The organism is Sphingobium limneticum, assembly GCF_008710155.1.
GTDB classification, from domain to species: Bacteria; Pseudomonadota; Alphaproteobacteria; order Sphingomonadales; family Sphingomonadaceae; genus Sphingobium; species Sphingobium limneticum.
Window position 1 is genome coordinate 76,072 of record NZ_VYPZ01000007.1, and the last position, 23,996, is coordinate 100,067.

A 23,996-nucleotide genomic window follows, 5' to 3' on the forward strand; every position below is an offset into this window, starting at 1 on the left:
GAGAGGGAATAGGCATCAGCCCAATTTCTCCATCACTTCGTCCGAGACTTCGTAATTGCCCCAGACGGTCTGGACGTCGTCATCATCTTCCAGCGTGTCGACCAGCTTCATCAGCGTGGCGGCGTTGCTTTCGTCGACGTCGACGGTGGTGGTCGGCTTCCAGGCCAGCTTCGCGCCGTCGGCGGCGCCCAGCGTGGCTTCCAGCGCCTTGGCGACTTCGTGGAGCGCGTCCATCGCGGTCCAGATTTCATGCTCGTCCTCATTGGACGACACGTCCTCCGCGCCGGCTTCCAGCGCCGCTTCGAAAATCGCTTCGGCGTCCCCAGCGCTGGCGGGATAGGTGATGAGGCCAAGGCGATCGAAGCCATGGCTCACCGCGCCCGACGCGCCCAGATTGCCGCCATTCTTGGAGAAGGCAGTGCGCACGTTCGTCGCAGTGCGGTTGCGATTGTCGGTCAGCGCTTCGACGATGATCGCCGTGCCGCCGGGGCCATAGCCCTCATAGCGCACTTCTTCGTAATTTTCGGTGTCGCCCTTGCTCGCCTTGTCGATGGCGCGCTGGATATTGTCCTTGGGCATGGACTGCGCCTTGGCCGCGTTGACCGCCAGGCGCAGGCGCGGGTTCATGTCCACATCGGGCATGCCCATCTTGGCCGCGACGGTGATTTCGCGGCTCAGCTTGGAGAACATCGAGGAGCGCTTCTTGTCCTGCGCGCCCTTGCGATGCATGATATTCTTGAATTTGGAATGGCCTGCCATGGTCCTGAATTCTTATCTGCCGTTGAAATAGGATGGGCGCCCTTACACCAGCGGCCGCCCAAAGGGCAACCGCCAGAGCAAGTCAGCCGTCAATCGCCGGCCTTTTACAGGATCAATAGAGGATCGCGGTGCCCGAAGCCGACACCATCAGCATCGACCCGTTGGAGCCGATCACTTCATAGTCCAGGTCCACGCCGACCACGGCATTGGCACCCAGGCTCGCTGCGCGCGTACGCATTTCGGCGATCGCCTGCTCGCGGGCACGCTGAAGCACATCCTCATAGGCGCCCGATCGCCCGCCCACGATATCGCGGACGCTGGCGAACAGGTCGCGGAACAGGTTGGCACCCACGATCACCTCACCGGTGACGATGCCGAGATACTCCTTCGCGGGCCTCCCCTCCAGACGGCTGGTGGTGCTGACGATAATCTCGGCCATGGGCGCTTCTCCTTTGACGAGGAATCCGGCCTCCGCCGGATTGCCGCACCGGCCCTCTCCCCCACCCGGCCACCCATATGATACTGCCGTTGGGTGGCCGGGTGGGGGAGAGGGCCGGTGCAGTTCAAAGATACGCGTGAGCGTATCTTACAAACAGCGCCTTATTCCATGCCCAGCGCGGAAAGATAGGTCTGGAGGATCGCTTCCATTTCCTGCCGGTCATGCGGCTGCATCTTACGCAGGCGAATGATCTGACGCATGATCTTGGCGTCGTAACCGGTCGCCTTGGCTTCAAGATAGACGTCCTTGATATCGTCGCCGATGCCCTTCTTTTCCTCTTCCAGGCGCTCGATGCGCTCGATGAGAAGACGTAGCTGGTCGGCTGCGACGTTGCCCTCGCTCATGGGAATCTCCGTTCGTTGTGAAAATGTGAATCAGGCTGAATGAATCAGGTTGGCGGACGCCTCTAATGATTGTCCGCGTTCTTCGCCACACTCTCCTGCATCTTTGCGATCTGCTGAGGCGTGGCTTCGCCCTGATGCTGCGCTTTCCATTGCGCAAAAGGCATGCCGTGGATGATTTCGCGTGCCTGATCCCGCGTCAGATCGCCGTCCGCTTCCGCAATCCAGTCGGCCAGGCAGTTGCGGCAAAAGCCCGCCAATCCCATCAGATCGATATTCTCCACATCGGTGCGATGCTGCAAATGCGCGACCAGACGGCGGAAGGCGGTTGCAGCAACGGCATCTGTGACTATGGTATCGGACATCGGCGCGAGAGACCCTTTCGCTGAAAACTACATCATCCTGTCGTGCAGCATGGATAACGCATAACCTCGCCCCGGCAAACCGGGAGCGATCATGACGCTCAGGAGACGATATGACGACACTACCGCCCCGCTCTCGCAAGGTTCGCATCCTGGCGACCCTTGGTCCCGCGAGCGATACGCCCGAGATGATCCGGGCGCTGTTCGTCGCCGGGGCCGACGCCTTCCGCATCAATATGAGCCATGGCGCGCATGAGGATCACGCCGCGCGGATCGCCATCATCCGCGATCTGGAAAAGGAATTCCATCGGCCGACAACGATCCTGGGCGACCTTCAGGGACCAAAGCTGCGCGTGGGCACGTTCGAAAAGGGCCTGGCCATATTGGAAACCGGCGCGCCCTTCATCCTGGACCAGGACGAAACGCCGGGCGACGCGCGCCGCGTCAACCTGCCCCACCCCGAAATCTACGCCGCGCTGGTGCCCGAAACGCGCCTGTTGCTGGACGATGGCAAGCTGGTGCTGCGGGTCAAGACGATCGGTGAGAATCGCATCGACACCATCGTCGAGGTCGGCGGCACCCTGTCCAATCGCAAGGGCGTGAACGTGCCCGACGTAGTCGTGCCGGTGCCGGCGCTGACCGACAAGGACCGGCGCGACCTCAGCTTCGCGATCGAACAGGGGTGCGACTGGATCGCGCTCAGCTTCGTACAGCGGCCCGAGGATCTTGCCGAAGCGCGCAAGCTGATGGGTGGCTATGGCGCGCTGATGGCGAAGATCGAAAAGCCATCGGCCGTGCAACGGCTGGAAGAGATTATCGAACTGGCCGACGGCGTGATGGTCGCGCGCGGCGATCTGGGCGTCGAACTGCCGCCGCAGGCGGTGCCGCCGCTGCAAAAGCAGATCGTCGCCACCGCGCGGCGCATGGGCCGACCGGTGGTGGTCGCGACCCAGATGCTCGAATCGATGATCAAGTCCCCCTCCCCGACTCGCGCCGAAGTGTCGGACGTCGCCACCGCGGTTTATGACGGCGCGGACGCCATCATGCTGTCGGCGGAAACGGCGGCGGGCGACTGGCCGGTCGAGGCGGTCGCGATGATGGACAGCATCGCCCACAGCGTCGAGCGCGATCCCGGCTATTTCGGCCGGCTTCACTATACCGAAACGCGCCCGGACCCGACGACCGCCGACGCGCTGGCCGAAAGCGCCGGCAATATCGTCGATGTCGTGGGCGCCAGCGCCATCACCTGCTTCACCTCGTCGGGCAGCACGGTGCGCCGCGTGGCGCGTGAACGGCCTTCAGCCCCGATCCTGGCGCTGACGCCGCGATCGGACACGGCGCGCAAGCTGGGCCTTACCTGGGGCGTGCATGCCATCCGCACCAAGGATATCGGCAATTTCGAAGAGATGATCGGCAAGGCCCGGCGCATGGCGTTGCGCCATGGCATGGCCGAAAAGGGCGGCAAGATCGTCGTGCTGGCCGGCGTCCCCTTCGGCACGCCTGGGTCGACCAACGTGCTGCACGTCGCAGCGGTGCGCGGCGACGAACTCAAAGGCCGCGACGAAGGCTGAACAAACTGGGGGGAGGCGCGTGCCTCCCCCCACCCGTATTTCCAGAAGAAACGAAAAGCGATTCGCGCGAATCGCCTTCCGCACCGTTCAAAGACAAACGCAGAAAAGCGCCCGATCCACGACCGGGCGCTTTTCTGCGTTACAAGACCTGCCCCCGAAGGGGCAGCGCCTGCTTTTAGCCCTGGCGGGCCTTGAAGCGACGGTTGGTCTTGTTGATGACGTAGGTACGGCCGCGACGACGGATCACGCGGTTGTCCCGGTGGCGTCCCTTGAGCGACTTGAGCGAGTTGCGGATCTTCATGGCTAGGCCCTTGATGGAATCTGAATTTGTTCGAAAATCGAAGCGCAGCCCCTATGGGTGAGACGGACCAAAGTCAAGGGCGGCAGCCGCTCTTTTGACTCTGTTCATCCTCCATGCAGCAAGTTCATGGCTTCACGCGTTGGAGGGGATTATGGCCCCCACACCGTCTATAGCACGACATAATAGCCGAATGCCCGTTGGAGTTGAACCCATGTCGAAGCGCCTTCTTTTCCTCGCCGCCATCGCCCTTCCCTTCGGCGCGTGCGCGACGGCCGCCCCGCGCGTGGAAGTGACGCGATTCCATATGGGCAATCCTGCCCGGTCCGGCACTGTCGCGGTCGAGGAAATGCCCGGCAATCCGGACATCAGCCTGGAATTTCGCACTTATGCCGGCGCGGTATCGCAGGAATTTCAGCGAGTCGGTTTCAGCGCCACCGGCGACGGGGCGCAGAGCGACTATGTCGCGCTGGTCAGCTTCAGCCGCACCTTTCGCCCGTCCGGCCCCGATCGCAGCAGCGATAGGCCGGTCAGCGTGGGCATGGGCGGCGGCATCGGCTCGGGCGGTGGCCGTCGTGGCGGCACGTTCGGAGGCTTGGGCCTTGGTGTCGGCATCAACCTGTCGGGCAAGCCCAAGGATATCGTGACGACCGAACTGCACGTCCAGCTGCGCCTCCGGTCCGATTCGACCGCTATCTGGGAAGGGCGCGCCTCGACTCAGGCGAAACAGGGTTCGGCCGCCGCTCAACCCGCCGCCGCCGCGCAGAAACTCGCCGCAGCGCTGATCGGGGGCTATCCCGGTGAATCGGGGCGCACTATAATGGTCAAATGACCATCAGCATCTCCAGCGGCTTTGACAGCGGCAATATTCGCACCCTCTCCATCACCGATTCTCCCGCCGGCGTCCGCGCCGAGCTGGAGATCGTGACGGATCATCAGAGCGACTTCTACCAATGGTTCCATTTCCGCCTTGCCAATGCGGCAGGGCGCGCGGTGGAACTGGCCATCGTCAATTGTGGCCAGTCAGCCTATCCCGATGGCTGGGCCGGCTATAGCGCCCGTATCAGCGAAGATCGCGAAAATTGGCTGCTGGCCGATACCAGCTATGCCGATGGCACGCTGACCATCCGGCTGGAACCGGACAGCAACGCCGTCTGGATCGCCTATTTCGCGCCCTATTCGATGGAGCGCCATCACGACCTGATCGCCTGGGCCGCCAGCCAGCCGGGCGTCGAGCATCGCGAACTGGGTCTGACGCTGGACGGCCAGCCGCTCGACAAGCTCACCATCGGCGAAGGCCCCAAGCAGGTGTGGCTCTATGCCCGCCAACATCCCGGCGAATCGATGGCGGAATGGTGGATGGAAGGCGCGCTGGAGCGGCTGGCCGACGAGGAAGACGCCGTCGCCCGCCTGCTGCGCCAGAAAGCGACGATCCACCTCGTGCCCAACATGAACCCGGACGGCAGCCGTCGCGGTCATCTGCGCACCAATGCGGTAGGCGTGAACCTGAACCGCGAATGGCATGAGCCGACCGCCGAGCGCAGCCCCGAAGTGCTGATGGTCCGCAATGCGATGGACGAAAGCGGCGTGGACTTCGCCATGGACGTGCATGGCGATGAAGCGATCCCCGCCGTGTTCATCGCCGGATTCGAGGGTATTCCCTCGATCACGGACAAGCAGGTCCAGCTTTATCACCGCTATCGCGACACGCTGGCCGCGCGCACGCCCGATTTCCAGACGCGGCTCGGCTATCCGGTGGCGGGCGCGGGCAAAGCGAACCTGTCCATGTCCACCAATCAGGTGGCAGAGCGATTCGGCGCGGTGGCGATGACGCTGGAAATGCCGTTCAAGGACAATGACGACCTGCCCGACGCCGATTTCGGCTGGTCACCCGCCCGCTCCATCCAGCTGGGCAAGGATTGCCTGGCCGTGCTGGCGGAGATGATCGAAGATATTTGATTGTTCCCCGGCCTTCGCCGGGGAACAACAAACTGAGCCTGACCTTTACTGCCAATCGAACGGCAGCGGCGCTTCCCGGAAGGCAAAGCGGTCGAGGTGATCCGCGACCACTTGCTTGAACTTCTCCACATCAGCGTCCGCGTTCGGCTCGAGCGTCACCACCAGTGCCTCGGGCTGCGCAGCCATGCGGATCGGACCCATGGGGAAAGCGATAACGCCTTGCTCGGGGCTGAAGTCCGTCTCGAACTTATGGCTCCAATGCTTGCATAGCTGTTGCAGATAGCGGCTGCCGTTGGTGGTCGGTACGGTAGCGGTCAGGGTCATATTCAGAGCCTTTCGATCTTGGCGACGGCTTCGTCGATCAGGGCGGCGACGTCGAACATGGTCTGGTTATCCGCGCCTTCCTTTTCAAGGCGTTGCTGGATGGCGAAGCGCAAATTATGCATCGCGCGGCGAACCGGGCCCCCATCGACCCGTTCGGCCTTCTGCGCCATCGACGCCAGCCGCTCCAGAGCCAGGTCAAGCGCCGCCTTGCGCTCTGCGATCTGCGCACGACCCGCGTCGGTAATGGCGAAGCGCTTGCGGCTGCCCTCGCTTGGCTCTTCGACGATCAGGTCCATTTCGGACAACAAGGTCAGCGTCGGATAGACGACACCGGGGCTGGGCGCATAGGCCTCACCCGACAGCGCCTCGATCGCGCGGATCAGTTCATAGCCATGCCGCGGTTCGTCGGCGATCAGCTTCAGCAGGATCAGCCGCAGCGTCTCATTGTCGAACAGGCGCCGACGACCGCCGCCACCGCCGCCGCGTCCACCGCGACCGCCACCGCGCGGACCGTCCTCACCAAAAGGATCGCCGCCGCCGAACGGGCCGCCATGTCCACGGCCGAAGCCACCGGGGAAAGCGAAGCGGTCCATGCCGCCAAAGGGGCCATGATGGCCGCGATGATGGCCGCCATGCCGACCGTGAAAATTATGGGGGTTACGCATCATTTGCTCTTTCATATATGTCATGATGCTTTGCGATATATCTTAGAAATCCCGCTCGTCAAGAGTTAGGATAGATCTTAATTGTATCAAGATATCTTAAAGTGTGGAAAAATCGATCGGCGCGTGCCGGTCCAGCGTGCGGCTCTGATCCTCCAGCGGATATTTGAGGCCACTGGCGCAGTTGAACAGCACTGCCCGATCATCCCGGCCGATCAGGCCTTCGTCCAATGCGCGCTGATAGGCTGCCAGCGTCGCGCCACCTTCGGGACAGAGCAGCAACCCGTCATCGCGCGCCACATCCCGCACCGCCGCCCCGATCGCCGCGTCGGACACCGCCAGCGCCGCGCCACCACTTGCCCGCACCGCCCGCAAGATCAGGAAATCGCCCACCGCCTTGGGCACGCGGATGCCCATGGCGATGGTCTGGGCATCCTCCCAACGCTCGGCAAATTCCACGCCCTGTTCGAACGCACGGACCATCGGCGCGCAGCCTTCGGCCTGTACCGCGAACATCTTGGGGCGCCTGGAGCCAATGAAGCCGATCTTCTCCAGTTCGTCGAACGCCTTCCACATGCCGATCAGGCCGGTGCCGCCGCCCGTGGGATAGAAGATCGCATCGGGCAGCTCCCAACCGAGCTGTTCGGCCAGCTCCAGCCCCATCGTCTTCTTGCCCTCGATCCGATAGGGTTCTTTCAGCGTCGAGAAATCGAACCAGCCGCGTGCCTTGACGCCCTGCCCCACGATCGCGCCGCAATCGTCGATGTAGCCGTTGACGCGATAGACGCGCGCGCGCTGCGCCGCGATTTCCCGCACGTTGATTTCGGGCGTATCGGCCGGGCAGAAGATCACCGATTCCATGCCAGCAACGGCGGCATAGGCGGCCAGCGCGGCGCCGGCATTGCCGTTGGTGGGCATGGCGACCTGCGTCACACCCAGTTCCTTCGCCATGGACACGGCCATGACGAGTCCGCGCGCCTTGAAGGAGGCGGTCGGCAGCCGCCCTTCATCCTTGGCCAGCAGATGCGCACCCCCCAGACGCGCCGCCGTACGCGGCAGCGGAATGAGCGGCGTCGCATTCTCGCCCAGGCTCACGATATTGGCCGTCTGCCGCACCGGCAGCAATTCGCGCCAGCGCCACAGGTCCATCGGCCGCTCGGCCAGCGCCGCCTTGGTCAGCGTCGCGCGCACGCCGTCCAGATCATAGCGCACCAGCAACGGCTTTCCCGCCGCCGACAATCCGTGCAGTTTGTCCGCCTCATAGCGCTCGCCAGTCAGCGAACATTCGAGATGGGTGACGAAGGTCGGGCGGTCGGTGGTGAGGTTGAGGTCGTGAAACACAAAAATCTCCGTTCGGGCTGAGCCTGTCGAAGCCCCGCCCTTCTCTTTTAGAAAGTGGGGCCTTTCGGCAGGCTCAGGGCGAACGGGATATACAACCCGGTTGGTTAGTCCGGCTTCTTCGCCACGCTGACCATGGCGGGGCGCAGCAGGCGGTCCTTGATCATGTAGCCGGCCTGCATTTCCACCAGCACCGTACCCGGCTCGGCATCGGCCGACGGGATTTCCATCACGGCCTGATGCTTGTTGGGGTCGAGCGGCTGGCCGACCGACTCCAGCTTGCTCACGCCGTTGCGACCGAACACGCTTTCCAGTTCGCGGCCGGTGGCCTCCAGGCCCACGACCAGGCTCTTGAATTTCTCATCATCCCGCAATTCAGCCGGGATCGCGGCCAGCGCACGGCTCAGATTGTCGGCGACCGACAATATGTCGCGCGCGAAAGCGGTCGACGCGTAGGACCGCGCATCGGCCAGCTCCTTTTCCAGCCGGCGGCGCACATTCTGCGTGTCGGCATGGGCGTAGAGAATATCCTGCTTCGCGGTAGCGAGTTCGGCCTCCAGCGCGACGATCTTCTCCGCTACGGCGTCTCCGGCCGGTGCCGCATCCTCGAGTAGCGCGTCCACGACTTCGGTGTTTTCGATATTGTCTTTGTCTTCGCTCATCTCATCAATCTCGATAGCGTCTGTGCTGTGAAATCCACCATGGGGATCACCCGCGCATAGTTCAAGCGCGTGGGGCCGATCACGCCGACCACGCCGACGACCCGGCCGTCCGCGCCACGGTAGGGCGCGGCTATGACCGAAGAACCCGACAGGGAAAAGAGCTTGTTTTCCGAGCCGATGAAGATTTTGGTCGCGCTGCCGGCCAATGCGCCGCGCAACAGGTCCAATATTTCCTGCTTGCCCTCCAGCTGCTCCAGCAATTGCCGCGCCCGTTCCAGGTCGGCGGCCGCGCCGTCGTCCAGCAGGTGCGACTGGCCGCGCACGATCAGCACCGGCCGGTCGTCGGCATCGTGCGACCAGATGGCGAGGCCCCGCGCCGCCAGATCCCGTGCGCTATTGTCGAGCGCGTGCCGCTCCGCCTCCATCTCCCGCGTCAGCGCCTCGCCCGCCTGTCGCAGCGTCAGGCCGCCGAACCGCGCCGACATGAAATTGGCTGCTTCGTTGAGCGCGATCGGGCTGACGCCTTCGGGCAGGTCCAGCACGCGGTTTTCCACCGACCCGTCCTGCCCCACCAAAACGGCAAGCGCCTGCCGTGCATTCAGCGGCACGAAACCGAACTGGCGCAGCACCGGCTCGCGCTTGGGCACCATGACGATGCCGGCGCATGCGGACAATCCCGACAGCGTTGCCGTGGCGGCAGACAGCGCTTCCTCGATCGGCCCGCTTTCGGATATGCCCGCCTCGATCGCGCGGCGCTCCTCGGCCGACGGCTCGGCCGCCTGCATCATCCCATCGACAAACAGCCGCAGCCCCGTTTCGGTCGGCATCCGCCCGGCGGAGGTATGCGGCGCGGCGAGCAGGCCCAGCTCCTCCAGATCCTGCATGACGTTGCGGATCGAAGCGGGCGACAGGCTGAGCGAGGCCATCTTGCTGATGGTGCGCGATCCCACCGGCATACCCGTGCCCAGATAGCTTTCCACCACCAGGCGAAAGACATCGCGCGCGCGATCGTTCAGTTCGGATATGGGGGTGATCGACATGCTGTCTATCTAGGCAGGTCGGCGCGCGCGCTCAAGGCGCGACCGCCTTGGGATTGAGCATATGCTGTACGTCGAGAATCTTGGGCACGGACGCGATCGCCACGCGCAGCTTGCCATGGCGCGGGTCCATGCAGCCCGACTGGAAATCCAGCCGCGTCGGCTGCTGCCCCGGCCGGCTCCATTCCACGCTATAGCTGGGCATATCCGTGGCGAAGCGGGTGCAGCTTTTCTGGTCGATCTTTTGCGTGGTGCCCGTCGCAGGGCGATGCGGCGCCAGCGTCGCCAGCAGCTTGCGATATTGCACCCGGCTGATGGTGAAGCGGGTCGGTCCCGGCACAGATGTGAAGCGTTCCGGCGTCAACAGGCCCGCGCCATCGGGCGACACCTGTACCGTATAGGCCGGGCATGCCCCGAAGCAGCGCCCCGCGGTGAATCGGATCACGTCGCCCGGCGCCTTGGGCGGTTCCAGCCCCTCCTGCTCCGCCATGCATCCCGTCAATGCCAACAGCCCGGCTGCGACCCAGATTTTTATCGTCATAACCCCTCATATCGTCCAAATTGCGGTCTGGACACTGGCAACTCGTCCCATCGACCGCTAAGCGGCGCTTTAAGTGCGCCATTGGGCGCATTGGCGGCGCCTGTCGCCTCTCAAACGCTTCGGAGTAGAAATTATGCGTCCTTCCGGCCGCGCGCCCGACCAGATGCGCGATATCACCATGGAACCCGGCTTCACCATCCACGCGGAAGGGTCTTGCCTGATCAGCTTCGGCGATACGCGCGTGCTCTGCACCGCCTCGATCGAAGAAAAGGTGCCTCCTTTCCTGCGCGGCAAGGGGTCGGGCTGGGTCACGGCCGAATATGGCATGCTGCCCCGCGCCACCCACACCCGCGGCAGCCGTGAAGCGGCCAAGGGCAAGCAGTCGGGCCGTACCCAGGAAATCCAGCGCCTGATCGGCCGCTCGCTGCGCACGGTCGTGGACTTGAAGAAGCTGGGCGAGCGCCAGATCGTGGTCGATTGCGACGTGATCCAGGCCGATGGCGGCACGCGGACGGCGGCCATTTCCGGCAGCTGGGTCGCGCTGCGCATCGCGGTGGACAAGCTGCTGGCTTCGGGTGCGCTCACCGAAGACCCGATCATCCAGAAGGTCGCGGCGATCAGCTGCGGCATCTATAACGGCACCCCCGTCCTCGACCTCGACTATGCCGAAGACAGCAATGCCGAAACCGACGCCAACCTGATCCTGACCGGCGACGGCAAGTTCGCCGAAGTGCAGGCGACGGCTGAGGGCGCGGCCTATGACGAGGAAGAGCTGCTCCGCCTGCTCCGCCTCGCCCGCATCGGCTGCGCGAAAATCTTCGCGGCACAGGATGTGGCGACCGGGCGTTAAGCAATTGCCGTCACCCCGGGCTTGACCCGGGGTCTCGCTTTCCTTTGACTGGCTCGAAGAACAAGCGAGATCCCGGCTCAAGGCCGGGATGACGAGATTAACAAGGCAAGGGTAGACAATGAGCGACGATTTCGGACAGGAACAGGCGATCCGCAAGCTGAAACCGGGCAGGCTGGTGATCGCCAGCCACAATCCCGGCAAGGTACGCGAAATCGCCGCCTTGCTCGGCCCCTATGGGATCGAGCCCGTCTCCGCCGCGTCGCTCGACCTGCCCGAACCGGAAGAAACCGGCACCACCTTCATCGCCAATGCGGAATTGAAGGCGATGCAGGCGGCCGACCTCTCCGGCCTGCCCGCCCTTGCCGACGATAGTGGCCTGTGCGTCGAAGCGCTGGGCGGCGATCCCGGCCTGTTCTCGGCACGCTGGGCCGGCCCGACCAAGGATTTCGGCATGGCGATGCAGCTGGTATGGGACGGCGTGCAGGCCAAGGGGCCGGATGCCAGCCACAGCGCCCATTTCGTCTGCGCCCTCGCCCTCGCCTGGCCCGACGGCCATGTCGAAGCATTCGAGGGGCGGATCGACGGCACATTGGTCTGGCCGCCGCGCGGGCAAAATGGCTTCGGCTATGATGCCATGTTCCAGCCGCTGGACCATGCCATCAGCTTTGGCGAGATGGACCCGGACGCCAAACATGCCATGAGCCACCGCGCCAAGGCCTTCGAGCAACTAGTCGCGGCGGTCATTTAAGAAGGCGGGATAACGTCCTGTCGGATCGTCATTGCGAGCGCAGCGGCTACTAACCCGCGGGCACCGCCTTCAGCTTCGCCTGGCCGATATGCCAGCGCAGCTGGGCGGGCGTAGCGCCGTCCACATCGTTGACGCGCCGCACCACATAATCGCCGACGAAGCGCTGGCGCGTCCCGTCCAGCAGTTGCGAATCGACCGTCACCGGCACCGTCTGGTAAATCGAACCCGCGCCACCATCGCCCGGCTCCAGCTTGCTGCCGATCGTCACCCGCGTCGACCGAGTACCGGCAAAGCCTGCCTGAAACTTGTCCAATGTCTGGTTGGGCGGTCCATCCTCCCCCCATTGTGCCCAGGCCGTGGCATAGTCGCGGGCATTGATGGCCGAATAATAACGCTGCACCACCGCGACCGCCGCCGCCATGCTCTTGGGCGCGGGATCGCATCCCTGCATCGGCTCGCCCTTGCCATCGAAAAGGGCGCAGCTGCGCGCAATTTCATCCTCGATCATGGCGCAGCTGTTGGCGGCATTGCAGGGTGGCCGGGTGGCGGGCGAAACATTGCGGCAGACGGCGACCCGCTTGGCTGCTGCCGCGGCCCCGATATCGGCGGCACAGGACAACGGTTCTGCGTCTTGGGCAACGGGTGCGGGCATCGGGCTTTGTGCGGCACCCGCATTGACCGGCGATGGGGCCACCGGCGCAGCGTCATTGGCGCTGGCTACCGCGTCCGCCTTATGCTCCGGCTGCGACGGCCCGCCACAGGCGCCGAGCGCCAACAGCGCACAGCCCGAGATCATCCATGACAGTGCTGCGTGGCGCATCCTCTTCTCCTCTGGCGGCTTCATCTGCTCAATGCCCACCACCAGGAGAAATATCCATCGCCGCCTTACGGACCGACGCTGGCGACCTGCGTTTGCGCCATCGGTGCTGCATCATCCGCGTCCAGCGGCCCCTTGCCAAAGGCGTTGCCGGCCGGGAAATAACGACAGACCAGATAGTCCGCATTCGCCCCCTCACCCAGCGCGCAGCCGACCTTGCGCGTCCCGCGCCAGATCATCTGGGTATAATGGCCGACATCCTGCCAGCGCCCGGTGGCGCTCATGTCGGGCAGCTTGCCCGCGATCCGGGTCAGCCGCTTTTCCTCCAGAAACGATCCGACCATCGCCCCATAGCCATAGAGGCGGCGCGGCCCCATCCACAGATTTTCGCCGCTGGGGATGGCGCGGCCGGTGCGAGGCGAATGGCGGAACAGGCCACTACGCGCCATATCGTCGGCATAGCGGGCGGCATCGGCCGCCAGCGCATCGTCCCAGTCCAGCAGCGGCAGGCCGAGCGAGGCACGCTCCTCATTATGCGCGTCGAGCATGACCGAGCGCAGCAACGCGGTCCCGCGCGGCGCTTCTTCCATGCCATAATAAGCAGCGGGCATGACCGTGCCGGTGGCGAGTGGCGCGACCGTTGCTGCACCATCCGACGCCGCCTGCGCACCCGTTGCACAGAGCATGATCGCCACCCATAGCGAAGCGCGCAAAAATTCTTTAGGGCTGCCCCCAGCCATGTCGTCTCTCAATCCCCAAATCGCAACGGCCCCAGACCATGTCCGCGCCGACGCTCAAGCCTTATATATCCATTGGCCCTTTTGCGTTTCCAAATGTCCCTACTGCGATTTTAACAGTCATGTCCGCGACGGCGTGGATATTCCGGCATGGGAGGCCGCGCTGCTGGCGGACATGGCGCATGAGGCGGCGCTGACACCGGGCCGGCCGCTCTCCTCCATCTTCTTTGGCGGCGGCACCCCGTCGCTGATGCCGCCCGCGCTGGTCGAAACGCTGATCGGCGCGGCGGAGCGCCATTGGGGCTTCACCCCGGACATAGAGATCACGCTGGAGGCCAATCCCAATTCGGTCGAGGCGGCGCGCTTTGCCGACCTCGCCATAGCAGGCGTCAACCGCACCTCGCTCGGCCTTCAGGCGCTCGACAATCAGGCGCTCCATTTCCTCGGCCGCGCCCATGATGTGACGGAGGGGCTGGCCGCGCTCGACACGGCGCAGCGCGTGTTCGATCGGGTGAGCTTCGACCTGATCTACGCCCGCCCCGACCAGAGCGAGGCGGGTTGGGAAGCGGAACTAGCGCACGCCTTGTCCTTCGGCACCGGCCATCTGTCGCTCTATCAGCTGACGATCGAGCCGGGCACGCGCTTTGCCACTTTGGTGGCACAGAACAAGCTGACGCCCGCCGATCCCGACCATGGCGCCACGCTTTATGAACTGACGCAGGCGATGACCGGTGCGGCGGGCATTCCCGCTTATGAAATCAGCAACCATGCCCGGCCGGGGCAGGAAAGCCGCCATAACCTCGTCTACTGGCGCTATGGCGACTATGCCGGGATCGGGCCGGGCGCGCATGGGCGGCGTGGCGGCATGGCGACGCTGCGCCACAAGAAGCCGGAAAACTGGATGGGCGCGGTGTCCCGCAACGGCCATGGCATTCAGAGCGAAGAACCGCTGGCGGCGGAAGACCGCGCCCGTGAGGCGTTGCTGATGGGATTGCGGCTGGGCGAAGGGGTGGATCTGGCCCGGATCGCCGCCCAGTCCGGGATCAGGACGGACCGTCTGGTGGACGAACGGGCGATCGCCCAACTGACCGACCTTGGCCTCATCCGCCTGACCGGCGACCATTTGCAGGTGGCGCCGGCAGGCATGCTGCTGCTCGATGCCATCCTGCCCGAAGTTGTAGCGGTCTGAACAATCAGTTCCTGTTGCGATCCAGCGCTGCAATTTCATCGTCGATGTCGCGCAGAGCGTCAGCCTGATCCTTGGCGGGCATCCGGCTGTTGGCGATCTGGATACGTGCGTTCATCAACCCGCGCCGTGCCGCCAGCTTGCCCATGCGTTCAGCCCGCGCACCTTCACGTTCGGCCAGTGCGGCCTGCCGTTCTGCCAAAGCTTCGGCGCGACTGGCCTGCAATTCCGCACGGCGGGCCTGCGCCTCGATCGCGGCGTTGCAAATGCGGACACGGATTTGCCGCTGCCCCTTGGCATCGACCCATTCGCGATGCGTGCTAACCTGGCTCGCATTCCCGTCGCATCCATCGCGAACATCGACATTCGGTACCATCCGCGCAATCTCAGCCTCGGTCGGAATACGATGGGTTTCGACGCGGCCGTCGGCATGGGTGACGGTGATGCGATTCTTTTCGCTGCGCACAATCGGCGGCGCGGGCGGTACGGGCGCGACCGGGGCGATCATGTCGGCGGCGGGCACGATCGGCGCGGGCGGAACCATGGGCGCGGACGAGGACCATGTGTCATCGCCCGCCTTCACCGCAGGGACGGCAGGCGCCGTAGGTACGGCGGGGACCGCCGCGACTTCGGCGTTCGCCGGCACGCTGGCGGTGGCGGGTTGCGACACCAGGTCGGACAATTTGGCGAAGTCGGCGCTTTCCACCTTGTCGGTGATCGCCGCCATCTGCTGCGCGGCGCGGCTGCCAGATGCGGTGAGCGCCAGGCCGGTGGCGGTGACGATCGCGACGGCGGCCATGCCCCAGCTGATGCGCTGAAGCGAAATGTCATGGTTGGACAGCATTTTCAGCCTCCCCTTGAGCGTAGTGATACGGGTGAGATGGCAAGCGCCGGCAAATTGCCGACCGCCGGCCGCCTTCAATATGGCGCGACCATAGGCATGGGCCTGATCGCGGCCGTAAAGCGAAAGGACGCGGGCGTCGCAGGCGGTTTCCTGATCGGCCCGATAGGCGCGATAGGCGATCCAGGCGACGGGATTGCACCAATGGACGGCCAGCAACAGCAAGGCGATCATATTGGCGGCCAGATCGCGCCGCTCATGATGCGCCCGTTCATGGGCGATCGCCATGTCCTGTTCCTGCGCGTCGTAGCGCACAGCGAAATCGGCCGGCAGCACGATGTAGGGCCGCAACACGCCAAAGGCGAGCGGACCGGAGGCATGCGGGCTGGAAATGAGGCGGATACGCCCTTCCTCCCCGATCGGGGTGGCGCCGTCCAGCATATGGCGGCGGAAACGGGTATAGCCCACCGCCTGCACGATCAGAAAAACGACCATGCCGGCGAACCAGAGCGAAAGGCCAGCCTCCAGCCAGGGGAAGGTCGGAGTCGTGGGGACGACAGGCGCTGCGGGCGGCACGGTCAACAGGTCGGGCAGACCCGCCTGATCGACCGCCAGATGCAGCGGCGAAGGATCGATGTCGCAGGGCAAAGCCGGCATCACCATCCGCGCCAGCGGCAGCGCCCAGAGCAGATAGGCCGCCCCCGCCCCCAGCCAGCGCGCGACCGGCCGCCGCAACATCATGACCAGCGCCATTAACAAGGTGGTGGCGATCAGCGTTTCGGCCAGCCAGACGCTCATGATTTCAGCCCCTTCAGGATTGCCTCAAGTTCGGCGATATCGTCCGCCGTTAATTGATCCTGCTGCGCCAGCTGGGCGACCAGCGGCGATATGCGCCCGCCGAACAGCCGGTTGACGAGACGCCCGCCTTCGCCCGCGACATAATCGTCACGGGCCACCATCGGGCGATAGAGAAAACGACGGCCATCCTGATCGGCGGCGATGACATCCTTGGCCATCAGCCGCGACAACAGGGTCTTGACCGTTTGCAGGCTCCAGTCGCGGTCGGTGGCGACGCGGTCGGCAACGTCATTGGCGGTCTGCGGCGCGGCTTCCCACAGCGCCTCCATCACCACTAGTTCCGCTTCGCTGATCTTCTCGCTCACGTCTTCTCGCCCGCTGGCCGGATACCCGACTCGATGTTTAACAACCACGGATGTAGTCGCATTGATTACAGATGTAGTCAATAGCCGTTCGCAGGCTCGTCCTTGACTGGCTTCACGTTGAAAAAGCCGGAAAATGTCGGAAATTTTGACAGATGGCGCGGACCATCTCGGCGCGTTAACCTTTGGAACCCGCAGCTTCCCGCGATCGCCCCAAATTGGCACGGCCATTGCGACTTTAGTCGCGTTCCCACCGTTCAACTACCGGGGGATGCAGGCAGTCTCCGCTCCGCATCCCCCACCCGGTGGCCCTCCCCCCATTTCAGGTCACACCAACGCGACGCGCGAAGTTCACACCGTTGCAGGCCCCTATGCGTGCGTGAAGCGCTCGCGAGGCTTTCGCCAAGCGCCACCGGCGCGACAGCCGCACGACATCGGCGCGCCATCGGCGTTACAGCGAAGCGACGCGCACGCGTCCGGTCGTAACCGGCCGCGGGCCATTGGCGGGTGGATGAGAATGGAGTCATCCCGCAGGATAGATCAGAGAAAATCCTACATTGGAAGGATGGTGGCGTCGCGGGCACTCATCCTTCTCCCCTGGAGGGAGAAGGATACGAAGCCTTGGCGCGTAGCGTCTAGGCGGAGTTGGATGAGGGGTTGGCGCAAGGCTGGCATATTATCGTGAGGCTGCCCCCAACAAAAAAGGCGGCCCGTTCCCGGACCGCCTTCCCTATTCCCGATCGCCCCCCGCTCAGTTGGCGGCGGCGATCCCTTGATCGGTCAGAAGCTGGCTCAGTTCGCCTGCTTCATACATTTCCATCATGATGTCGCTGCCGCCGACAAATTCGCCCTTCACATAGAGCTGGGGGATGGTCGGCCAGTCGGAGAAGGTCTTGATGCCCTGACGCACGCCCTGGTCCTGCAACACGTCGACCGTTTCATAGGTCACGCCCAGATGCTCCAGAATCGCGATGGCGCGGCTGGAAAAACCGCATTGCGGGAAGAGCGGCGTGCCCTTCATGAAAAGCACCACGTCATTGCTCTTGACGATGTCGGCAATCCGCTGCTGCACGGCGTCGGTCATGTGAAAAGTTCCATTCCTGTCTGGCGCCCATCCGATAGGCGCTAATCTCTGGCCCGTTAGTTGGGAACGGCGGTGGTCAGTTGCAAGGCGTGAAGCACGCCCCCCATCCGTCCGCCCAGCGCCGCATAGACGGCGCGCTGCTGCGCCACGCGGCTAAGCCCACGAAAGCTTTCCGCCACGACCTTAGCCGCATAATGATCGCCATCGCCGGCCAGATCGGTAATTTCGACCTGCGCGTCGGGAATGGCGGCGCGGATCATGTCCGCAATATCGTCGGCTGCCATCGGCATGGGATTAAGCCTTACTGTACTTCGATGAACTGGCGACGAGCGATCACGGCCTGCTCGTCCAGTGCGGTGCGCACGCCCGCTTCGTCGATATCCACGCCGGCCGACGTCATATCGCCTACCAGCTTGCGAATGACATCTTCGTCGCCCGCTTCTTCGAAATCGGCCTGCACCACCGCCTTGGCATAGGCGTCGGTTTCTTCCGGGGTCAGACCCATCTTGACCGCCGCCCATTCGCCCAGCAGCCGGTTGCGGCGCGCCTGAATGCGGAACTCCAGTTCCTGGTCATGGGCGAACTTGTTTTCGAACGCCTTTTCGCGATCGTCGAAAGTGGTCATGCGTCAAAAGCCCTGTTGCAAGCGGTATCTGAGCCAAGAGATAGGCAGAAGCGTCGCATTACGCAACGGCAGCAGGCACGATCCAGGGACGATCCTGCGCCTGCCTGGCTTCATAGCCGTCGATCACGTCGCTCTGATCCAGCGTCAGGCCGATTTCGTCCAGACCGCCGAGCAGGCAATGTTTGCGGAACGGATCGATCTCGAACGCGAACCGGTCCTGAAACTGGGTGGTGACGGACTGCGATTCCAGATCGACATGGATCGGATCGGTCTTCGCCACTTCCAGCAGCCTATCCACCGCATCCTGCGGCAAAACGACCGTCAAAATGCCGTTCTTGAACGCATTGCCGGAGAAGATATCGGAGAAGCTGGGCGCGATCACCACCTTGATACCCAGGTCGCCGAGCGCCCAGGCGGCATGTTCGCGGCTGGAGCCGCAGCCGAAATTGTCGCCCGCGATCAGGATCGGGCTGCCGGCATATTCGGGATCGTCGAAGACGTTGCCCGGCTCCTTGCGCAGCACTTCGAACGCGCCCTTGCCAAGGCCGTTACGCGAAATGGTCTTCAACCAATGCGCGGGGATGACGATGTCGGTGTCGACATTCTTCATCCCGAACGGATAGGCCCGGCCGTCTACGGTCGTCAGCTTGTCCATCAGTGAACCTTCTTCGCCTCAGCAGCCGGCGTGTCTTCGGCCCGGCCCAGGGTCGCGGCCATCGCCGCGCTCGCCAGCGCGCCCAGCGTCAGCAGCCAGAAAATCTTCTTCATGCGACCACACCCTCTTTTTTGTTCAACAGTTCGCGCACATCCGTCAGCCGGCCGGTGATGGCCGCAGCCGCCGCCATTTCGGGCGACACCAGATGAGTGCGCGATCCCGGCCCCTGACGGCCCATGAAATTGCGGTTGCTGGTCGATGCGCAGCGTTCGCCCGCGGGCACCTTGTCAGGGTTCATGCCCAGGCACGCCGAGCAGCCCGGCTCGCGCCATTCGAAACCGGCGTCCAGGAAGATGCGGTCCAGCCCTTCGGATTCGGCCTGTTGCTTGACCAGGCCGGAGCCGGGCACGACCATCGCATGCTTGATGCCGGCGGCGACATGGCGCCCCTTCAGCAATGATGCGGCGGCGCGCAGATCCTCGATCCGGCTGTTGGTGCAGCTGCCGATGAAGACATGCTCGATCGCGACATCGGCCATTTTCTGCCCGGCGACGAGGCCCATATAATCAAGCGACTTTTGCGCGGCGGCCTGCTTGGACGGATCGGCGAAGCTCTGCGGATCGGGCACCACGCCGGTCACGGCCACGACGTCTTCCGGGCTGGTGCCCCAGGTGACGTTGGGCACGATGTCGGCCGCGTCGATCACCACGGTCTTATCGAAGACGGCGCCTTCGTCGGTGACGAGCGTCCGCCAATAAGCGACGGCCGCGTCGAAATCCGCGCCCTTGGGTGCCATCGGGCGACCCTCGATATAGGCGAAGGTCTTTTCGTCCGGGGCGAACAGGCCCGATCGTGCGCCCGCCTCGATCGACATGTTGGCGACGGTCAGACGCCCTTCGATCGACATGTCGCGGAACACCGAGCCGCGATATTCCATGACATAGCCGGTGCCGCCCGCCGTGCCGATCGTACCGCAAATCGCCAGCGCCACATCCTTGGGCGTGACGCCCGGCGCCAGTACGCCTTCGACGACGACTTCCATCGTCTTCGACTGTTTCAGCAGCAACGTCTGGGTCGCCAGCACATGCTCGACCTCCGACGTGCCGATGCCGAAGGCCAACGCGCCCAGCGCGCCATGCGAGGAGGTATGGCTGTCGCCGCACACCAAAGTGGTGCCGGGCAGCGTAAAGCCCTGTTCCGGGCCGACGACATGGACGATGCCCTGCTCCAGATCGGCGTCACCGATCAGGCGGACGCCGAATTCGGGCGCATTGCGTTCCAGCGCGGCCAGCTGCTGCGCGCTTTCCGGATCGGCGATCGGGATGCGATGGCCATCCGCGTCGCGGCGCGGCGTGGTGGGCAGATTATGGTCCGGCACCGCCAGCGTCAGATCGGGCCGGCGCACCTTACGACCGGCAAGGCGTAGCCCCTCGAACGCCTGCGGGCTCGTCACTTCATGGACGAGATGGCGGTCGATATAGATGAGGCAGGTGCCATCGGGACGCCGTTCGACGACGTGCGCGTCCCAGATCTTTTCGTAGAGGGTGCGAGACTTTACCATAATGTCCACCCCCTAGACCCGTCCGCCGGATCGGGAAAGGGGGTGAACGACCGATTTGCCCTGTTTTTCCTATCGGGCGGGCAAGAATGTTACAGGGTTGGCTAACCCACCGGCCGACACCTACACCGCCCGATAGTCCTCGATGACCTTGCCGGCCGCGCCGATCTCCGCTTCATGGCTGTCCTCGCGCCATGTTTCGGCCAGCGCCTCCCTTTCCCACTGCTGCATGGCGGGATGGGCGAGCATATGGTCGACCCAGGCCTGCGCGATCGGGCCGACATCCAGCCCATAGGTGCGCACGCGGAAGGCGACGGGCGCATAGAAAGCGTCGATCGCGGTGAAGGTCTTGCCCGCCAGGAAAAAGCCACCAAAGCGGTCCAACCCCTGCTCCCACAATTCGCGCAGTCGGGCGATGTCCTTGTTGAGCGCGGGCGAGGGCAGATGCGGCTCCACCCGGACGCCGACATTCATGGTGCAATCGTTGCGCAACGTGGTGAAACCGCTGTGCATTTCCGCCGTCGCACATTGGGCGAAAGCGCGCGCGGCCTCGTCCGCCGGCCAGACGCCGGGATGGCGATCGGCCAGATAGAGGATGATGCCTAACGAATCCCAGACGGTACGATCCCCGTCGATCAGCGCGGGCACCTGCCCCGTGGGCGAAAAGCTGCGGAAGGCGGCATAGTTGGTCGCGGCGGCGAAGGGTTCCAGCCGGTCCTCGAACGCTATGCCCAGCGCCGTCATCAGCACCCATGGGCGCAGCGACCAGCTGCTGTAATTCCGGTTGGCGGTGATCAGCGTGTAGGACATGCGGTTCCTCCCTATGCAAGGCACGCGCCCCATAGCGCAGGAGGAAACGACGCGACAGCCGCAACGATCCATGATGCTGACAAGCTGGGCTTATATGGGCCGTTTGGTTGACAGGAAGATGACAGGGCGCGGGCGGCGGTGGCCATTAACAATGTCGTCATCCCGGGCCCTTCGACAGGCTCAGGACAGGCTTGACCCGGGATCCCGCTTTCCTTGCACGCCTAGCTTTTGAAAAGGTAGCGAGACCCCGGATCAAGTCCGGGGTGACGAAAATTTGGAACCGTCCACAAGCCATCCAGCATCTCCGCGCGCCGGACCGACCATGCCCCACTCAACCTACACTCTAGCCAAGCTGTTGAACGCTCGTCAAAAGAGCGCATCGCGGGCGGCGCCCCCTTGCCGCCCTCCCCTTGCTCTGGAGCTTTCAGTCGTGAACCGACGCCAATTTCTCGCCACCAGCGGCGCCACTGCCATCGCCGCCGCCACGCCCAACGCCTTTGCGCAAGGCGCCAGCGCCGACGCGCGGTTCCGCGCGATGCTCGACGATTTCTTCTACGGACGGCTGGCCGAATCGCCGGAGCAGGCCACCCGCCTCGGCCTCGACACCGGCGCGCGGGCGGCGTTGCGCGGCAAACTCAGCGACACCAGCGCGGCCGGCGCGGCCAAGGATCTGGCCCGGACCAAGGCACAGGTGAAGCAATTGGCCAGCATCGACCGCGCCAAACTCAGCCCCGCCAGCCAGCTCGACTATGATGTGGTCGCCTATCAGATGGACCGCGCCGTGGGCGGCGAACGCTTCGGCTATGGCGAAACGGCGGGCCGCTACGCCCCCTATATCCTGAGCCAATTGACCGGCAGCTATCGCGAAGTCCCCGACTTCCTCGATTCGCAGCACCGGGTGAAGGATGCGGCCGACGCCGACGCCTATCTGTCGCGGCTCGAAGCCTTCCCCGCCGCCCTCGACGGCGAACTGGCCCGGCAGAAGGCGGATGCGGCCAAGGGCGTGTTCGCGCCCGACTATATTCTCGACACCACGATGAAGATGCAGGCGTCCCTGCGCGACCAGCCCGCCGCGCAGACTGTGCTGGTCGCCAGTTTCGCCAAGAAGCTGGCCGCCGCCAACCTGCCACCCGAACGCGTGGCGCAGGCGGAAAAGATCGTCGCGGAGAAGATCTTCCCCGCCATCGATCGCCAGCGCGCACTGGTGGCGCAGTTGCGTGCCAAGGCCAGCCATGACGCAGGCTGCTGGCGCCTGCCCGATGGCGAGGCTTTCTACGCCGCCGCCGCCGAAGCCGCGACCACGACCAAACTGACCGGCGATGAAATCCATCAGCTGGGCCTCGATCAGGTGGCGGACATCTCCGCCCGGATCGACGCGATCCTGAAGGGCGAAGGGATGAGCCAGGGCAGCGTCGGCGATCGTCTGGTGGAACTCAACAAGCGCCCCGATCAGCTGTATCCCAACACCGATCCGGGCCGCGAGGCACTGCTGGCGCAGCTCAACAGCCAGATCATCGCCATGCAGAAGCGTCTGGGCGAATCCTTCAACACCGTGCCCAAGGCGCCGGTGGAGGTCCGCCGCGTGCCAGTGACGATTCAGGCGGGCGCGCCGGGCGGCTATTATCAGAACGCCTCGCTCGACGGGTCGCGCCCCGCCATCTATTTCATCAACCTGCGCGACACGTTCGACCGGCCGAAATTCGGCCTGGCGACGCTGACCCATCATGAAGCGGTGCCGGGGCATCATCTTCAGGTGACGGTAGCGCTGGAATCCGACTCCATCCCAATGATTCGTCGCCGTGGCTTCTACAGCGGCTATTCGGAAGGCTGGGCGCTCTATTCGGAACAGCTGGCCGACGAAATGGGCATGTATGAAGGCGATCCTCTCGGGCAGGTCGGCTATCTCCAGTCGCTCCTGTTCCGCGCCACCCGTCTGGTCGTGGACAGCGGCATGCATGCCAAGCGGTGGAGCCGGGAAAAGGCGACCGATTACCTCATCGCCACCACCGGAATCGCGCGCGGCCGCAGCCAGGGCGAAATCGACCGCTACACCGTCTGGCCGGGTCAGGCGTGCAGCTACAAGATCGGCCACACCGTGTGGACGCAGCTGCGCGACGAGGTGAAGGCGAAGCAGGGCGACAGCTTCGATCTGAAGCAGTTCCACGACGTGCTGACATTGGGCGCGATGCCGCTCGACATTTTGAAGCAGGCAGTGCGGCAGCGGGCGGGGATTGCCTGAACGACGCACTGAGTTATCCCCTTAAACTCCGTTCGGGCTGAGCCTGTCGAAGCCCCGTCTTTTTCTTCAAAGACAGCCCTTCGACAGACTCAGGGCGAACGGAGTTTAGGGTAGTTGGCACACACAAAAAACGACCCGGCGATGTGTCGCCGGGTCGTCCAGTTTCTTCCACCCAAACACGCGAAGGGAGTGTCGAAGTCCCCGCGCTTTGGCTTTTCTTGCGGCCTGCACGCCGCAAAAACGGCCGTCATCCCCGCGAAGGCGGGGATCCATCTCACACCCTTGCGGCTGGGGATAAGGCAGGAGATGGGTTCCCGCGTTGGCCTACGACCG

The 23,996-nt window shown here is 64.2% G+C and carries 28 protein-coding genes; 7 read left to right on the top strand and 21 right to left on the bottom strand.

Annotation, left to right across the window (positions count from 1 at the left end):
- Positions 1 to 15: 15 nt before the first annotated feature.
- The 4 genes from F4U94_RS10685 to F4U94_RS10700 form a co-directional block, all read right to left on the bottom strand.
- Positions 16 to 759, bottom strand: a complete 744-nt coding sequence (locus F4U94_RS10685; RefSeq protein WP_120250769.1) for a YebC/PmpR family DNA-binding transcriptional regulator — start codon at positions 757 to 759, stop codon at positions 16 to 18.
- Positions 760 to 871: 112 nt separating this feature from the next.
- Positions 872 to 1,198, bottom strand: coding sequence for a heavy metal-binding domain-containing protein (locus F4U94_RS10690; protein ID WP_172598776.1), 327 nt, complete (start codon positions 1,196 to 1,198; stop codon positions 872 to 874).
- 161 nt (positions 1,199 to 1,359) lie between these two features.
- On the bottom strand, positions 1,360 to 1,602 hold the full coding sequence (locus F4U94_RS10695; RefSeq protein ID WP_056683669.1) for a DUF2312 domain-containing protein: 243 nt from the start codon (positions 1,600 to 1,602) through the stop codon (positions 1,360 to 1,362).
- Between the two features lie 62 nt (positions 1,603 to 1,664).
- The gene (locus F4U94_RS10700) at positions 1,665 to 1,964 is read right to left on the bottom strand and encodes a DUF1244 domain-containing protein (protein ID WP_120250770.1); all 300 of its coding nucleotides are present in this window, start codon (positions 1,962 to 1,964) and stop codon (positions 1,665 to 1,667) included.
- A 110-nt stretch (positions 1,965 to 2,074) separates the two neighbouring features.
- Here F4U94_RS10700 and pyk point away from each other — a divergent pair, with 110 nt between their 5' ends.
- Entirely contained in the window at positions 2,075 to 3,532 is a 1,458-nt protein-coding gene (gene pyk, locus F4U94_RS10705) for a pyruvate kinase (RefSeq protein ID WP_120250771.1), read from the top strand.
- Positions 3,533 to 3,707: 175 nt separating this feature from the next.
- Here the strand turns inward: pyk and ykgO are convergent, their stop codons facing one another.
- Positions 3,708 to 3,833 carry a type B 50S ribosomal protein L36 gene (gene ykgO, locus F4U94_RS10710; RefSeq protein WP_004210176.1) on the bottom strand — a complete coding sequence of 42 codons (126 nt, stop codon included), beginning with the start codon at positions 3,831 to 3,833 and terminating at the stop codon, positions 3,708 to 3,710.
- Positions 3,834 to 4,044: 211 nt separating this feature from the next.
- Between ykgO and F4U94_RS10715 the strand changes: the two genes are divergently transcribed.
- Positions 4,045 to 4,662 (top strand): hypothetical protein, encoded by a 618-nt coding sequence (locus tag F4U94_RS10715; RefSeq protein WP_120250772.1) that lies wholly within the window; start codon positions 4,045 to 4,047, stop codon positions 4,660 to 4,662.
- Complete coding sequence (locus tag F4U94_RS10720; RefSeq protein ID WP_120250773.1) at positions 4,659 to 5,789, top strand: M14 family metallopeptidase; 1,131 nt, start codon at positions 4,659 to 4,661, stop codon at positions 5,787 to 5,789. The genes F4U94_RS10715 and F4U94_RS10720 overlap by 4 nt, the downstream gene beginning before the upstream one ends.
- A gap of 45 nt (positions 5,790 to 5,834) precedes the next feature.
- Here the strand turns inward: F4U94_RS10720 and F4U94_RS10725 are convergent, their stop codons facing one another.
- The 6 genes from F4U94_RS10725 to F4U94_RS10750 form a co-directional block, all read right to left on the bottom strand.
- Positions 5,835 to 6,113, bottom strand: a complete 279-nt coding sequence (locus tag F4U94_RS10725) for a DUF2218 domain-containing protein (RefSeq protein ID WP_120250774.1) — start codon at positions 6,111 to 6,113, stop codon at positions 5,835 to 5,837.
- A gap of 2 nt (positions 6,114 to 6,115) precedes the next feature.
- A complete protein-coding gene (locus F4U94_RS10730) occupies positions 6,116 to 6,781 on the bottom strand; it encodes a PadR family transcriptional regulator (RefSeq protein WP_427771211.1) in 666 nt (221 codons plus the stop codon).
- Between the two features lie 93 nt (positions 6,782 to 6,874).
- Entirely contained in the window at positions 6,875 to 8,116 is a 1,242-nt protein-coding gene (locus F4U94_RS10735; protein ID WP_120250775.1) for a threonine synthase, read from the bottom strand.
- Positions 8,117 to 8,220: 104 nt separating this feature from the next.
- Positions 8,221 to 8,775, bottom strand: coding sequence for a nucleotide exchange factor GrpE (gene grpE / locus F4U94_RS10740; protein ID WP_120250776.1), 555 nt, complete (start codon positions 8,773 to 8,775; stop codon positions 8,221 to 8,223).
- On the bottom strand, positions 8,772 to 9,815 hold the full coding sequence (hrcA, locus tag F4U94_RS10745) for a heat-inducible transcriptional repressor HrcA (protein ID WP_120250777.1): 1,044 nt from the start codon (positions 9,813 to 9,815) through the stop codon (positions 8,772 to 8,774). The genes grpE and hrcA overlap by 4 nt, the downstream gene beginning before the upstream one ends.
- Positions 9,816 to 9,846: 31 nt before the next feature.
- On the bottom strand, positions 9,847 to 10,353 hold the full coding sequence (locus tag F4U94_RS10750) for a DUF6438 domain-containing protein (protein WP_120250778.1): 507 nt from the start codon (positions 10,351 to 10,353) through the stop codon (positions 9,847 to 9,849).
- Between the two features lie 133 nt (positions 10,354 to 10,486).
- Between F4U94_RS10750 and rph the strand changes: the two genes are divergently transcribed.
- Both rph and rdgB read left to right on the top strand, forming a co-directional pair.
- Positions 10,487 to 11,203 (top strand): ribonuclease PH, encoded by a 717-nt coding sequence (rph, locus tag F4U94_RS10755; RefSeq protein WP_120250779.1) that lies wholly within the window; start codon positions 10,487 to 10,489, stop codon positions 11,201 to 11,203.
- Positions 11,204 to 11,321: 118 nt separating this feature from the next.
- Positions 11,322 to 11,951: an RdgB/HAM1 family non-canonical purine NTP pyrophosphatase gene (gene rdgB / locus F4U94_RS10760; RefSeq protein ID WP_120250780.1), complete on the top strand. Its 630-nt coding sequence runs from the start codon at positions 11,322 to 11,324 to the stop codon at positions 11,949 to 11,951.
- A gap of 49 nt (positions 11,952 to 12,000) precedes the next feature.
- Here the strand turns inward: rdgB and F4U94_RS10765 are convergent, their stop codons facing one another.
- Both F4U94_RS10765 and F4U94_RS10770 read right to left on the bottom strand, forming a co-directional pair.
- Positions 12,001 to 12,771, bottom strand: coding sequence for a hypothetical protein (locus F4U94_RS10765; protein ID WP_120250781.1), 771 nt, complete (start codon positions 12,769 to 12,771; stop codon positions 12,001 to 12,003).
- A 65-nt stretch (positions 12,772 to 12,836) separates the two neighbouring features.
- A complete protein-coding gene (locus F4U94_RS10770; RefSeq protein WP_120250782.1) occupies positions 12,837 to 13,508 on the bottom strand; it encodes a CAP domain-containing protein in 672 nt (223 codons plus the stop codon).
- On the opposite strand from F4U94_RS10770, the gene hemW reads away from it, so the two are divergent.
- The gene (gene hemW, locus F4U94_RS10775; protein WP_120250783.1) at positions 13,507 to 14,694 is read left to right on the top strand and encodes a radical SAM family heme chaperone HemW; all 1,188 of its coding nucleotides are present in this window, start codon (positions 13,507 to 13,509) and stop codon (positions 14,692 to 14,694) included. The genes F4U94_RS10770 and hemW overlap by 2 nt on opposite strands.
- Before the next feature lie 4 nt (positions 14,695 to 14,698).
- Here the strand turns inward: hemW and F4U94_RS10780 are convergent, their stop codons facing one another.
- From F4U94_RS10780 to F4U94_RS10815, 8 genes are all read right to left on the bottom strand, one after another.
- Positions 14,699 to 16,330, bottom strand: a complete 1,632-nt coding sequence (locus F4U94_RS10780; protein WP_120250784.1) for a M56 family metallopeptidase — start codon at positions 16,328 to 16,330, stop codon at positions 14,699 to 14,701.
- The gene (locus tag F4U94_RS10785; RefSeq protein WP_056683720.1) at positions 16,327 to 16,695 is read right to left on the bottom strand and encodes a BlaI/MecI/CopY family transcriptional regulator; all 369 of its coding nucleotides are present in this window, start codon (positions 16,693 to 16,695) and stop codon (positions 16,327 to 16,329) included. Before F4U94_RS10785 ends, F4U94_RS10780 begins: the two co-directional genes overlap by 4 nt.
- A 748-nt stretch (positions 16,696 to 17,443) precedes the next feature.
- Positions 17,444 to 17,776, bottom strand: a complete 333-nt coding sequence (gene grxD, locus F4U94_RS10790; RefSeq protein WP_120250785.1) for a Grx4 family monothiol glutaredoxin — start codon at positions 17,774 to 17,776, stop codon at positions 17,444 to 17,446.
- A 56-nt stretch (positions 17,777 to 17,832) separates the two neighbouring features.
- A complete protein-coding gene (locus tag F4U94_RS10795) occupies positions 17,833 to 18,066 on the bottom strand; it encodes a BolA/IbaG family iron-sulfur metabolism protein (RefSeq protein WP_093020889.1) in 234 nt (77 codons plus the stop codon).
- Positions 18,067 to 18,077: 11 nt separating this feature from the next.
- Positions 18,078 to 18,401: a DUF1476 domain-containing protein gene (locus F4U94_RS10800; RefSeq protein ID WP_120250786.1), complete on the bottom strand. Its 324-nt coding sequence runs from the start codon at positions 18,399 to 18,401 to the stop codon at positions 18,078 to 18,080.
- Positions 18,402 to 18,459: 58 nt separating this feature from the next.
- Positions 18,460 to 19,056 carry a 3-isopropylmalate dehydratase small subunit gene (gene leuD, locus F4U94_RS10805; protein ID WP_120250787.1) on the bottom strand — a complete coding sequence of 199 codons (597 nt, stop codon included), beginning with the start codon at positions 19,054 to 19,056 and terminating at the stop codon, positions 18,460 to 18,462.
- Positions 19,057 to 19,165: 109 nt separating this feature from the next.
- Positions 19,166 to 20,617: a 3-isopropylmalate dehydratase large subunit gene (gene leuC, locus F4U94_RS10810; protein WP_120250788.1), complete on the bottom strand. Its 1,452-nt coding sequence runs from the start codon at positions 20,615 to 20,617 to the stop codon at positions 19,166 to 19,168.
- Between the two features lie 120 nt (positions 20,618 to 20,737).
- Positions 20,738 to 21,424, bottom strand: a complete 687-nt coding sequence (locus F4U94_RS10815) for a glutathione S-transferase family protein (protein ID WP_120250789.1) — start codon at positions 21,422 to 21,424, stop codon at positions 20,738 to 20,740.
- 430 nt (positions 21,425 to 21,854) lie between these two features.
- Between F4U94_RS10815 and F4U94_RS10820 the strand changes: the two genes are divergently transcribed.
- The gene (locus tag F4U94_RS10820; protein ID WP_120250790.1) at positions 21,855 to 23,663 is read left to right on the top strand and encodes a DUF885 domain-containing protein; all 1,809 of its coding nucleotides are present in this window, start codon (positions 21,855 to 21,857) and stop codon (positions 23,661 to 23,663) included.
- Positions 23,664 to 23,996 lie beyond the last annotated feature (333 nt).

What these genes read in the sequence shown, in the direction of transcription:
- F4U94_RS10750 (WP_120250778.1), bottom strand. Translation starts at nt 10,353, where the DNA reads ATGACGATAAAAATCTGGGTCGCAGCCGGGCTGTTGGCATTGACGGGA.
- F4U94_RS10765 (WP_120250781.1), bottom strand. Translation starts at nt 12,771, where the DNA reads ATGCGCCACGCAGCACTGTCATGGATGATCTCGGGCTGTGCGCTGTTG.
- ykgO (WP_004210176.1), bottom strand. Translation starts at nt 3,833, where the DNA reads ATGAAGATCCGCAACTCGCTCAAGTCGCTCAAGGGACGCCACCGGGAC.
- F4U94_RS10725 (WP_120250774.1), bottom strand. Translation starts at nt 6,113, where the DNA reads ATGACCCTGACCGCTACCGTACCGACCACCAACGGCAGCCGCTATCTG.
- F4U94_RS10690 (WP_172598776.1), bottom strand. Translation starts at nt 1,198, where the DNA reads ATGGCCGAGATTATCGTCAGCACCACCAGCCGTCTGGAGGGGAGGCCC.
- rdgB (WP_120250780.1), top strand. Translation starts at nt 11,322, where the DNA reads ATGAGCGACGATTTCGGACAGGAACAGGCGATCCGCAAGCTGAAACCG.
- F4U94_RS10730 (WP_427771211.1), bottom strand. Translation starts at nt 6,781, where the DNA reads ATGATGCGTAACCCCCATAATTTTCACGGTCGGCATGGCGGCCATCAT.
- grxD (WP_120250785.1), bottom strand. Translation starts at nt 17,776, where the DNA reads ATGACCGACGCCGTGCAGCAGCGGATTGCCGACATCGTCAAGAGCAAT.
- grpE (WP_120250776.1), bottom strand. Translation starts at nt 8,775, where the DNA reads ATGAGCGAAGACAAAGACAATATCGAAAACACCGAAGTCGTGGACGCG.
- leuC (WP_120250788.1), bottom strand. Translation starts at nt 20,617, where the DNA reads ATGGTAAAGTCTCGCACCCTCTACGAAAAGATCTGGGACGCGCACGTC.
- leuD (WP_120250787.1), bottom strand. Translation starts at nt 19,056, where the DNA reads ATGGACAAGCTGACGACCGTAGACGGCCGGGCCTATCCGTTCGGGATG.
- hrcA (WP_120250777.1), bottom strand. Translation starts at nt 9,815, where the DNA reads ATGTCGATCACCCCCATATCCGAACTGAACGATCGCGCGCGCGATGTC.
- hemW (WP_120250783.1), top strand. Translation starts at nt 13,507, where the DNA reads ATGTCGTCTCTCAATCCCCAAATCGCAACGGCCCCAGACCATGTCCGC.
- F4U94_RS10715 (WP_120250772.1), top strand. Translation starts at nt 4,045, where the DNA reads ATGTCGAAGCGCCTTCTTTTCCTCGCCGCCATCGCCCTTCCCTTCGGC.
- F4U94_RS10720 (WP_120250773.1), top strand. Translation starts at nt 4,659, where the DNA reads ATGACCATCAGCATCTCCAGCGGCTTTGACAGCGGCAATATTCGCACC.
- F4U94_RS10695 (WP_056683669.1), bottom strand. Translation starts at nt 1,602, where the DNA reads ATGAGCGAGGGCAACGTCGCAGCCGACCAGCTACGTCTTCTCATCGAG.
- F4U94_RS10815 (WP_120250789.1), bottom strand. Translation starts at nt 21,424, where the DNA reads ATGTCCTACACGCTGATCACCGCCAACCGGAATTACAGCAGCTGGTCG.
- F4U94_RS10700 (WP_120250770.1), bottom strand. Translation starts at nt 1,964, where the DNA reads ATGTCCGATACCATAGTCACAGATGCCGTTGCTGCAACCGCCTTCCGC.
- rph (WP_120250779.1), top strand. Translation starts at nt 10,487, where the DNA reads ATGCGTCCTTCCGGCCGCGCGCCCGACCAGATGCGCGATATCACCATG.
- F4U94_RS10770 (WP_120250782.1), bottom strand. Translation starts at nt 13,508, where the DNA reads ATGGCTGGGGGCAGCCCTAAAGAATTTTTGCGCGCTTCGCTATGGGTG.
- F4U94_RS10800 (WP_120250786.1), bottom strand. Translation starts at nt 18,401, where the DNA reads ATGACCACTTTCGACGATCGCGAAAAGGCGTTCGAAAACAAGTTCGCC.
- F4U94_RS10780 (WP_120250784.1), bottom strand. Translation starts at nt 16,330, where the DNA reads ATGAGCGTCTGGCTGGCCGAAACGCTGATCGCCACCACCTTGTTAATG.
- F4U94_RS10685 (WP_120250769.1), bottom strand. Translation starts at nt 759, where the DNA reads ATGGCAGGCCATTCCAAATTCAAGAATATCATGCATCGCAAGGGCGCG.
- F4U94_RS10795 (WP_093020889.1), bottom strand. Translation starts at nt 18,066, where the DNA reads ATGCCGATGGCAGCCGACGATATTGCGGACATGATCCGCGCCGCCATT.
- pyk (WP_120250771.1), top strand. Translation starts at nt 2,075, where the DNA reads ATGACGACACTACCGCCCCGCTCTCGCAAGGTTCGCATCCTGGCGACC.